Source organism: Streptomyces capoamus (genome assembly GCF_014654935.1).
Lineage (GTDB): Bacteria > Actinomycetota > Actinomycetes > Streptomycetales > Streptomycetaceae > Streptomyces > Streptomyces capoamus.
On sequence record NZ_BNBF01000007.1, the window covers coordinates 150,810 to 160,246 of the forward strand.

At 72.3% G+C, this 9,437-nt stretch carries 10 protein-coding genes; 3 read left to right on the forward strand and 7 right to left on the reverse strand.

What is annotated here, in order from left to right; genetic code table 11:
* Nucleotides 1-202: 202 nt before the first annotated feature.
* Nucleotides 203-1,669 carry a sensor histidine kinase gene (locus IE312_RS13710; RefSeq protein WP_189981824.1) on the forward strand — a complete coding sequence of 489 codons (1,467 nt, stop codon included), beginning with the start codon at nucleotides 203-205 and terminating at the stop codon, nucleotides 1,667-1,669.
* 195 nt (nucleotides 1,670-1,864) lie between these two features.
* Here the strand turns inward: IE312_RS13710 and IE312_RS13715 are convergent, their stop codons facing one another.
* On the reverse strand, nucleotides 1,865-2,122 hold the full coding sequence (locus IE312_RS13715) for a WhiB family transcriptional regulator (RefSeq protein ID WP_003992873.1): 258 nt from the start codon (nucleotides 2,120-2,122) through the stop codon (nucleotides 1,865-1,867).
* Nucleotides 2,123-2,444: 322 nt separating this feature from the next.
* A complete protein-coding gene (locus IE312_RS13720) occupies nucleotides 2,445-3,413 on the reverse strand; it encodes a diacylglycerol/lipid kinase family protein (RefSeq protein WP_189981535.1) in 969 nt (322 codons plus the stop codon).
* A 136-nt stretch (nucleotides 3,414-3,549) separates the two neighbouring features.
* Between IE312_RS13720 and IE312_RS13725 the strand changes: the two genes are divergently transcribed.
* A complete protein-coding gene (locus tag IE312_RS13725; RefSeq protein ID WP_189981537.1) occupies nucleotides 3,550-4,002 on the forward strand; it encodes a hypothetical protein in 453 nt (150 codons plus the stop codon).
* Between the two features lie 23 nt (nucleotides 4,003-4,025).
* Here the strand turns inward: IE312_RS13725 and IE312_RS13730 are convergent, their stop codons facing one another.
* From IE312_RS13730 to IE312_RS13740, 3 genes are all read right to left on the reverse strand, one after another.
* Entirely contained in the window at nucleotides 4,026-5,138 is a 1,113-nt protein-coding gene (locus IE312_RS13730) for an RNA polymerase sigma factor SigF (protein ID WP_229899688.1), read from the reverse strand.
* Nucleotides 5,139-5,155: 17 nt separating this feature from the next.
* On the reverse strand, nucleotides 5,156-5,572 hold the full coding sequence (locus tag IE312_RS13735) for an ATP-binding protein (protein WP_009190566.1): 417 nt from the start codon (nucleotides 5,570-5,572) through the stop codon (nucleotides 5,156-5,158).
* Between the two features lie 306 nt (nucleotides 5,573-5,878).
* Nucleotides 5,879-6,139 carry a UBP-type zinc finger domain-containing protein gene (locus IE312_RS13740; RefSeq protein WP_189981541.1) on the reverse strand — a complete coding sequence of 87 codons (261 nt, stop codon included), beginning with the start codon at nucleotides 6,137-6,139 and terminating at the stop codon, nucleotides 5,879-5,881.
* Nucleotides 6,140-6,200: 61 nt separating this feature from the next.
* Here IE312_RS13740 and IE312_RS13745 point away from each other — a divergent pair, with 61 nt between their 5' ends.
* Nucleotides 6,201-7,784, forward strand: coding sequence for a Na+/H+ antiporter (locus IE312_RS13745; RefSeq protein ID WP_189981543.1), 1,584 nt, complete (start codon nucleotides 6,201-6,203; stop codon nucleotides 7,782-7,784).
* Here IE312_RS13745 and IE312_RS13750 read toward each other — a convergent pair.
* Complete coding sequence (locus tag IE312_RS13750; RefSeq protein WP_189981545.1) at nucleotides 7,781-8,701, reverse strand: 1-aminocyclopropane-1-carboxylate deaminase/D-cysteine desulfhydrase; 921 nt, start codon at nucleotides 8,699-8,701, stop codon at nucleotides 7,781-7,783. The two genes, IE312_RS13745 and IE312_RS13750, sit on opposite strands and share 4 nt — an antisense overlap.
* Before the next feature lie 556 nt (nucleotides 8,702-9,257).
* Nucleotides 9,258-9,437: peptidoglycan recognition protein family protein (locus IE312_RS39925; RefSeq protein ID WP_229899690.1), on the reverse strand; the 180-nt coding region annotated here is incomplete at its 5' end.

The window sequence follows — 9,437 nt, forward strand, 5'->3', positions numbered from 1 at the left end:
AGGCGGATCGAGGAACCGGAGCTCTCTGCCCTGACTGCCCCGGCTCCTCGACCTTCGGCCGACCGGGACCGCACACCCCACGGCCGATGATGCTCCGGGCTGCGGTGCCGGGAGGGTTGAGGGTCCCTTCCAGGCGCCGCGGCCCGCGGGTGTTTTTTCAGCCACCCGTGAGGCCCCGGGTACGCTCGCACACGTGCCCTCCATGAACGAACTCGTACGCCAGCACACCGCCCTCGACGACTCCGACCTCGAGTGGCTGCACCTGCTGGTCTCGGAGTGGCAGCTGCTCTCCGACCTCTCCTTCGCCGACCTGGTGCTCTGGGTCCCGACCCGGGACGGCACCCGGTACGTCTCGGTCGCCCAGATGCGGCCCAACACCGGCCCGACCTCCTACCAGGACGACATGGTCGGCCACCTCGTCCCGCGCGGCCGGCGGCCCATGCTGGACGCGGCGCTGGACGAGGGCCGGATCGTGCGCGAGGGCGACCCGGAGTGGCGCGAGGAGGTCCCCGTACGGGTCGAGTCCATCCCCGTACGGCGTGAGGGCCGCGTCCTCGGCGTGATCGCCCGGAACACCAACCTGCTCACCGTGCGCACCCCGAGCCGCCTGGAGCTGACCTACCTCCAGAGCGCCTCCGACCTGGCGCAGATGATCGCGGCCGGTTCCTTCCCGTTCCCCGACCAGCAGGTCGACATGGACGCCTCCCCGCGCGTCGGTGACGGCCTGATCCGGCTGGACGCGGACGGCATCGTCCAGTACGCCTCCCCGAACGCCCTGTCCGCCTACCACCGCCTCGGCCTCGCCGCCGACCTGGTCGGCCACCACCTCGGGCAGACCACCGCCGAACTCGCCCCGACCCGTGGCCCGGTGGACGAGGCGCTCGCCAAGGTGGCCAGCGGCTGGGCCCCGCGCGAGTTCGAGATCGAGTCCGGTGACGGCGTCATCCAGTTCCGGGCCATCCCGCTCAAGCCCAAGGGCACCCGCATCGGTTCGCTGGTGCTGCTCCGGGACGTCACCGAACTGCGGCGCCGCGAACGTGAGTTGATCACCAAGGACGCCACCATCCGGGAGATCCACCACCGGGTGAAGAACAACCTCCAGACGGTCGCCGCGCTGCTCAGGCTCCAGGCCCGGCGCATCGACTCCGAGCGCGGCCGGGAGGCGCTGGAGGAGGCGGTCCGCCGGGTCGGCTCCATCGCCATCGTCCACGAGACGCTCTCCCAGAACCTCGACGAGCGGGTGGAGTTCGACGACATCGCCGACCGCGTGCTCGCGATGGTCGCCGAGATCTCGCCGGGCAAGGTGACCGGCCGGCGCAGCGGACGGTTCGGCATACTCGACGCCGAGGTCGCCACCCCGTTGTCCATGGTTCTCACCGAGATCCTGCAGAACGCCCTGGAGCACGGCTTCCGCGAGGGCGACACCGGCACGGTCGAGGTCTCGGCCGTCCGGGGCGGCACCACCAAGGAGGCCCGGCTGCTGGTCACCGTCCAGGACGACGGCGTCGGCCTGCCCGAGGGCTTCGACCCGCACCGCTCGGGCAACCTCGGCCTGCAGATCGTGCGGACGCTGGTGGAGGGCGAGTTGGGCGGCACGTTCGACATGGTGCCGGCGCCCGAGCGGGGGACCCGGGTGATCCTCGACATTCCGGTGCGCGCCCAGAAGTGAGCCGGCGGCTTCACGGGGGAGCGGGCATCACGGGGCAGCGGGCATCACGGGGGAGAGGGCACAGCAAAAAGCCCCGGACCGCCGTTGGTCCGAGGCTGATGCTCGTTGATGTACTGCGCGCTGCGGCTCGGGGGCGGGAGATGCGTACGTGCTGTGCGCGCCGCCAAGCTCAGGCTGTCAGCAGGGGTGGGTATGTCAGGCGGAGGCCTGACGAGCCCGGTTGCGAGCGGCGCGGCGCTTCATGGCGCGGCGCTCGTCCTCGCTGAGACCACCCCAGACGCCGGAGTCCTGACCGGACTCGAGCGCCCACTGCAGACACTGCTCGATCACCGGGCAGCGACGGCAGACGGCCTTGGCTTCCTCGATCTGCAGCAGCGCAGGACCGGTGTTGCCGATGGGGAAGAAGAGCTCGGGGTCTTCCTCGCGGCAAACGGCGTTGTGACGCCAGTCCATGGCTGCTACCTCTCCTTGGTATTACGTGCAAGTTGCTTGTGAATGTGAACGCTTTCACGAATCCCTCAACAAGTGAAGGGCCGACCGCCGAGTCTTCACCCGGCGTGGTCCTGTGTTTTGTAGAGGGGTTCCGGTGATCAGTGGAGGCTGGTGTTGCGGGCCGTCCCGATCGCCACGTAGAGACTCGCAAACCTCAGCGGCGGATACAACCCCTTCCGGAAAGTTTTTTTTGATTCCTCGGTGTCGACTAGGTCACAGCCGTACTTCCATGGGGTGGATCCTGGCCTAAACGTTCGAGTGAAAGGACTTTGGCCCGTTCCGCTCACACAATCACACGCAGTGCACGGCGTACGCCTGTGAACGTCACGCTAGTACGCAGCCCCAGGTGGTCACCGTCCATCTGCAGGGGCAGGGGTGCCTTCGAATGCAAGGTGAACTGGTCCAGATCGTGCAGGGCGAGGGCATGCTTGCCCTGCGGTCCCCGCTCGGGGGACGAAGTGAGCAACTGGGTGCCATACCGGGCAACCGCGGCGGTCGACAGACGGCTGAGACCGAGCACGTCGATCCCGGTGTCGAACGAGGCCTTAGGCGACGTATACATGGGGCGATTGCCGAGATAGGTCCACGGCGACGTGTTCGAGACTATGGCGACCACAAGGTCCTCGACCGGATCCGCGCCGGGCCGTTCGAGCGTGATCGTGCCGTGCCGGCGGTGCTGCTCGCCGAGGAACTGCCGGACCACCTGGCGGACGTAGAGCGCGTGCGTCGACTTCTTCCCGCGCTCGCGCTGCTGCTCGACCCGGCCCACCACGCCCGCGTCGAACCCGAGCCCGGCGTTGAAGGTGAACCAGCGGGCCGGCACCGCCTCGTCCTCCGTGCCCGGGGTGCCCGAGGTCAGCCCGAGGCCGACGACCCGTTCGCTGCCCTCCCTGAGCGCGTCCAGCAGGGCGCCGGTGGCCTCGACGGGATCGTTGGGCAGCCCCAGGGCGCGGGCGAAGACGTTCGTGGAGCCGCCGGGCACGACGGCGAGGCCGGGGAGGCGGTCCGGGGCGGGGCCGGCGTGCAGCAGGCCGTTGACCACCTCGTTGACCGTGCCGTCGCCGCCGAGGGCCACCACCATGTCGATGTCGTCGCTCTCCGCCGCCTGCCGGCCGAGGTCCCGGGCGTGGCCCCGGTACTCGGTGGTGACCGCCTCCAGCTTCATCTCGCTCGCCAGCGCGTGGATCAGCACGTCACGTCTGCGTGCGCTTGTGGTGGTTGCCGCCGGGTTGACCACGAGGAGTGCACGCATGCAAGGCAGCGTACCTACTGGGGGGTACAGGGCCCAGACCGAGGTAGGGATCCGGTAAGAGACCAGGGCGTGAGCCTGGACACCCAGGAGCGCGGGCCCCGGCGGTGGGCCCCCGGGGGAGAGCTACCCTGCTGGGGTGAGCAGTCAGCAGAACCCCGCCCCGGACACCGCCGAAGCCGCCGCGCCCGCGGCACCGCGCCCGCGCCGGCTGACGTACGCGGCGGCGCTGGCCGCGCTGGAGGGAACCGCCCTGCTGGCCGGCGGCCTGTGGGTGCTCGTCCTCGGGCTCACCGGCGCCCCGGACGACCGGCAGCAGGCCGTGACCCTCGGGATCACCCTGGCCGTGCTCGCGCTGCTGCCGCTGCTCGCCGCGCGCGGCCTGCTGCTGCGCCGCGGCTGGAGCCGGGGCCCCGCGGTGATCACCCAGGTCATGGCCCTTCCGGTGGCCTACAACCTGCTCCGGGCCGACAGCATGGCCATCCCGGCCGGCATCGCCCTGGCGGTGGTCGCCGTCGCGGCGCTGGTGCTCCTAGTCAACGGCGAGACGACCCGGGCCCTCGGGATCAAGGGGCCCGGCCGGTCCGAGTAGGGCTCAGTAGGGCTCAGTAGGGCTCATTCCTCCACGAGCAGCTTCTCCCGCAGCTGGGCCAGCGTGCGGGCGAGCAGCCGGGAGACGTGCATCTGCGAGATGCCGACCTCCTGCGCGATCTGCGACTGGGTCATGTTCCCGAAGAAGCGCAGCAGCAGGATCCGCTTCTCGCGCGGCGGCAGGTCCTCCAGCAGCGGCTTGAGGGACTCGCGGTACTCCACGCCCTCCAGCGCCTCGTCCTCGGCGCCCAGGGTGTCGGCGACCGCCGGCGACTCGTCGTCCGTGTCGGCAACGTCCAGGGACAGCGTGGAGTACGCGTTCGCGGACTCCAGGCCCTCCAGGACCTCCTCCTCCGAGATGGCGAGCTTCTCGGCCAGCTCGTGGACCGTCGGGGAGCGGCCGTGCAGCTGGGACAGCTCGGCCGTGGCGGTGGTCAGCGAAAGCCGCAGCTCCTGCAGCCGGCGCGGCACGCGGACCGCCCAGCCCTTGTCGCGGAAGTGGCGCTTGATCTCGCCGACCACGGTCGGGGTGGCGTACGTGGAGAACTCCACGCCGCGCTCGGGGTCGAACCGGTCGACGGACTTGATCAGACCGATCGTGGCGACCTGGGTGAGGTCGTCCAGCGGCTCGCCGCGGTTGCGGAACCGGCGCGCCAGGTGCTCCACGAGCGGCAGGTGCATACGGACCAGCCGGTTGCGCAGCTCCGCGTACTCCGCGCTGCCCGCGTCCAGCTTGCGCAGCTCCACGAACAGCGCCCGCGCCCCGCTGCGGTCCTGCGGGCCGTGCTGCACGGCCTGCACGGCCTCCGCACCCGGCGCCTCGTCCTCGGCGTATCGCTCGTGCTCGCTCATCGTCCCGCCCGTAGCCCTTCCCCGAGCCGTGGCCCCCGCGCGGACGGCGGGACCGGCGCCGTCGCGCGCCTCCGGCGGCGTGCCCTCCGGGGCACCGTCACCGTCGACCCGCGCGGAGTCGTCCTCCGGGTGCGGTCTGGCCTGCTCGGGGATGCCGTCGATGCCGTCCGCCATGCGCCGGGAACCGCCCTGGGGACCCGCCCCGGAGGTCTCGGCGCCGCTCGACCAGGAGGCACCCCCGTCCCCGGTCGGCAGCTCTCGCGTGCCGCGCTCTTCGTCCCGCACCGGCCCGTCCCCGTTCCTCACGCCGGCCCGGGGCCGGCGCCACGCTGTTTGTAGAGGCTGATCGACACCGTCTTGTCCTCGTCCACGGCGGACGAGACCTTGCCCGCCAGAGCCGACAGCACGGTCCAGGCGAAGGTGTCCCGCGAGGGGGCGTGGCCGTCCGTGGTCGGCGCCGACACCGTGACTTCCAGTGAGTCGTCGACGAGCCGGAAGACGCAGCTGAGCACGGAGCCGGGCACGGCCTGCTGGAGCAGGATGGCGCAGGCCTCGTCCACCGCGATGCGCAGGTCCTCGATCTCGTCCAGGGTGAAGTCCAAGCGGGCCGCGAGACCGGCCGTGGCCGTCCGCAGCACCGACAGGTAGGCACCCGCAGCCGGCAGCCGGACTTCCACGAAGTCCTGGTTCGCCGCGGGCTCGCCTGCGATCTGGGACACCCTCACCTCCATGGTGGTACAAGCTTTACGGGGCCGAGGGTCGCCCCCCGGGGTAACGCGTACATGGTTCAAGCGGTGACGCTATCGCGCTCCGAACGTTCCTGTCCCGGGACCCCAACCCCCTGGCGTCACTCACAGTAAAGCTGTGGATACGCTCCGTGTCTAGAGGGTGGGCGGGCCCAAAAGGGAAGAGCGCGCGCCGGGTTGACGTACCCAGACGTCAGACGCTCGAACCGTCGTGCGGCAGCCGCCGCATGCAGTGTCACACGAGAACACGGTCGGACGGGAACGGTCGGACGGCAACACTCAGACGAGCACGTGGTCGACGAAGCACCACCGCCAGTCCTCGCCGGGCTCGAAGGTCCGCATCACCGGGTGGCCGGTCCTCGCGTGGTGCTCCGTCGCGTGCCGCCCCGGCGACGAGTCGCAGCAGCCGACGTGGCCGCAGGTCAGGCAGAGCCGCAGCTGCACCGGGTGCGTCCCGTCGCGCAGGCACTCCGGACAGGTCTCGTCGAGGGGCTCCGGTTCCGGGTGCGGCAGCGCGTCGGCGTGCGTGCACTGTTTCATGATTGCCAGATTACGACGGGCGTGCGGGTGGCCGCGCGGAACACGAGGGTGGGCGAGGACCATGGACGTGATGCCCCTGCTGTTGCTGGTGGCGGGCAGCGCCGTGGTGGCCGCGGCGGCCCGGCGCACCCCCGCGCCGGCGCCGCTGCTGCTGGTCGCGGTCGGGCTGGCGGTCTCCTACATCCCCGGGGTGCCGTCGTACACCCTCGATCCGCACGTCGTGCTGCCGCTGCTGCTGCCCCCGCTGCTGTACACCTCCGCCGTCGACAGCTCCTACCTCGACCTGCGGGCGCAGCTGCGGCCGGTGGCGCTGCTGTCCGTGGGCTACGTGCTCTTCGCGACCGTCGTCGTCGGCTGGGCCGCCTATCTGCTCGTCCCCGGGCTGTCGCTGCCGGCGGCCCTGGTGCTGGGCGCGGTGGTGGCCCCGCCGGACGCGGTGGCCGCCACGGCGGTCGCGCGCCGGGTCGGCCTGCCCTCCCGGATCACCACCATCCTCCAGGGCGAGTCCCTGCTGAACGACGCCACCGCGATCACCGCCTACAAGGTGGCGCTCGGCGCCGCCGTCGGCGAGGGGGCCACCTGGGCGGGCGGCATCGGCGAGTTCGCGCTCGCCGCGGTCGGCGGTGTCGGCATCGGCCTCGTCCTCATGGCGCCCCTGCACTGGCTGCGCACGCACCTGACCGAGCCCCTGCTGCAGAACACGCTCTCGCTGCTGATCCCGTTCGTCGCCTACGGGGTCGCCGAGCAGGCGCACGCCTCCGGGGTGCTCGCCGTGGTGGTCGTCGCCCTCTACCTCGGCCACCGCGCGTGGGAGGTCGACTTCGCCACCCGGCTCCAGGAGGAGGCGGTGTGGAAGATGGTCGCCTTCGTACTGGAGTCCGCGGTGTTCGCCCTGATCGGCCTGCAGCTGCCGATCGTCCTCGAGCGGCTCGGCCGGTACGAGGGCGGCTCCGCCGTCTGGTACGCGGCCGCCGTCTTCCTGGTCGTGGTGGTGGCCCGGTTCGTCTGGGTGTACCCCGCCACCTTCCTGCCCCGGCTGCTGTCGGCCCGCATCCGGGAGCGCGAGCAGAACCCCACCTGGCGGGGCGCGATGGTCACCTCGTGGGCCGGGATGCGCGGGGTCGTCTCCCTGGCCATCGCCTTCTCCATCCCGTCGTCCATGGCCGACGGCCCCCGCAACCTGGTCCTCTTCCTGACCTTCACCACCGTCATCGGCACCCTCGTCGTCCAGGGCGTGACGCTGCCGCCCCTGATCCGGTTGCTGCGGTTCCCCGGCCGCGACCGGCAGGCCGAGACGCTCGCCGAGGCCAACGCCCAGGCCCAGGCCTCGCGGGCCGCCGAGACCCGGCTCGACGAGCTCCTCTCCGACGAGCGCAACGCCCTGCCGCCGCCGCTGGCCGACCGGCTGCGCAATGTCATGGAGCGCCGCCGCGACGCCGTCTGGGAGCGGCTCGGCCAGGTCAACCCGGTGACCGGGGAGTCCGTGGACGACACCTACCGCCGGCTGTCCCGCGAGATGATCAGCGCCGAGCGCGAGGTCTTCGTCAGGCTGCGCGACCTGCGCTACATCGACGACGAGATGCTGCGCGCGCTGCTGCGGCGCCTGGACCTGGAGGAGGCGGCGGCCTACCGGGAGGCCGGCTAGCGTTCCGGGACGGCCGTCCCCGGCTCCGGGAAGGGCCGTCCCGTGACGACGGCGGCGACCGTCGTCCCGCGCGCGAAGGCGCCCTCCTGTGCGAGGGCGGCGAGCCCGTACAGCAATTTGGCGACATAGAGACGCTCGACGGGCACCGCGTGGAGCTGCTCGAAGTCCTGTGCGAACTCCTCCAGTTCCGGGGGGATGCGGGCGTAACCCCCGCAGTGGAAGCGCTCGTCGAGGGACCAGGTGCCGCTGCGGGCGCCGAAGGCACGTTCCTGCAGGGCCTGTACGTCGGCGGCCAGGAAGCCGCCCTTGAGCACCGGTACGCCGAGCGCGCGCTGGCCGGCCGCCAGCCCGGCGGCGAGGCCCGCCAGGGTGCCGCCGGTGCCGCAGGCGACCGCGACGACATCGGCGTGGCCGCGCAGTTCCGCGCCGAGGGCACGGCAGCCGCGGACCGCCTCGGCGTTGCTGCCACCCTCGGGCACGACATGGGCGTCCTCGGCACCGGCCGCGCGCAGCACGCGGGCCAGCGTCTCCGGCTCGGTCTTGCGGCGGTACGTCGACCGGTCGACGAAGTGCAGGCGCATGCCGTCGGCCGCGCACCGGGCCAGGGACGGGTTCAGCGGGCGGCCGGCCAGCTCCTGGCCGCGGACCACGCCCGTGGTCGGCACGCCCAGCAGGCGGCCCGCGGCGGCGGTGGCCCGCAGGTGGTTGGAGTAGGCCCCGCCGAAGGTGACCAGCGGGCGTCCGGAGGCCGCCGCGAGGTTCGGCACGAGCTTGCGCCACTTGTTGCCGATGAGGTCGGGGTGGATGAGATCGTCGCGCTTGAGCAGCAGCCGGAGCCCACGGCGCTCGAACCGGGCGTCCCGCACCTCCTCCACGGGGGAGGGCAGACGGGAGTCGAGCGGGTCCGGGCTGGTCACGGCTTCATTGTCCCCCGCCCCTCGACCGCGGTCCCGCCGCCCGCCCCGCGCTCCCGCCGCGGCCACGCCCCCGAGCCGCGCTCGCGCCCATGCCCCCAGGCCTGTGTCAGGCGCTCCCGCCCGTGACCCCGGGCGCCTTGACCCGAGTTCCCGCTCCCGCCCATGCCCCCAGGCCGCAGTCAGGGTGCTCCCGCCCATGTCCGCAGGTCCGGACCGGCGCTCTCGCTCCCGCTCCCGCCCCTTGGCCCGAGTTCCCGCTCCCGCCCATGGCCCCAGGCCCGTGCCAGGCGCTGTCGCCCATGACCCCAGGCCGCAGTCAGGGCGCTCCCGCCCATGTCTGCAGGCCCGGACCGGCGCTCCCGCTCCCGCCCTCGCCCCTTGGCCCGAGTTCCCGCTCCCGCCCGTGACCCCGGGCCCGTGTCAGGCGCTGTCGCCCATGACCGCAGGCCTCTGTCAGGGTGCTCCCGCCCATGTCCCCGGGCCCGGACCGGCGCTCCCGCTCCCGCCCTCGGCCCCTGGTCCGCGCTCCCGCACCTCCGCACCCGCCCCCGCGGTGCTAGTCCTTGAGGCGTTCCCTTACCCGTTCCCGCAGCCAGGCCATCGTGAAGCCCCGGGGATCCACCTTGCCCGGCTGCCACTCCAGGTGGCCGATGACCGATCGTTCCGTCCACCCGTGGTGCCGGCACAGCGCCGCGGCGGCCCGTGTGATCGCCTCCAGCTGCTCCGGCGGCCACGG

Excerpts from the sequence above, each read along its gene's own strand:
- IE312_RS13710 (WP_189981824.1), top strand. The coding sequence starts at position 203 with ATGAACGAACTCGTACGCCAGCACACCGCCCTCGACGACTCCGACCTC.
- IE312_RS13715 (WP_003992873.1), bottom strand. The coding sequence starts at position 2,122 with ATGGACTGGCGTCACAACGCCGTTTGCCGCGAGGAAGACCCCGAGCTC.
- IE312_RS13720 (WP_189981535.1), bottom strand. The coding sequence starts at position 3,413 with ATGCGTGCACTCCTCGTGGTCAACCCGGCGGCAACCACCACAAGCGCA.
- IE312_RS13740 (WP_189981541.1), bottom strand. The coding sequence starts at position 6,139 with ATGAAACAGTGCACGCACGCCGACGCGCTGCCGCACCCGGAACCGGAG.
- IE312_RS13745 (WP_189981543.1), top strand. The coding sequence starts at position 6,201 with ATGGACGTGATGCCCCTGCTGTTGCTGGTGGCGGGCAGCGCCGTGGTG.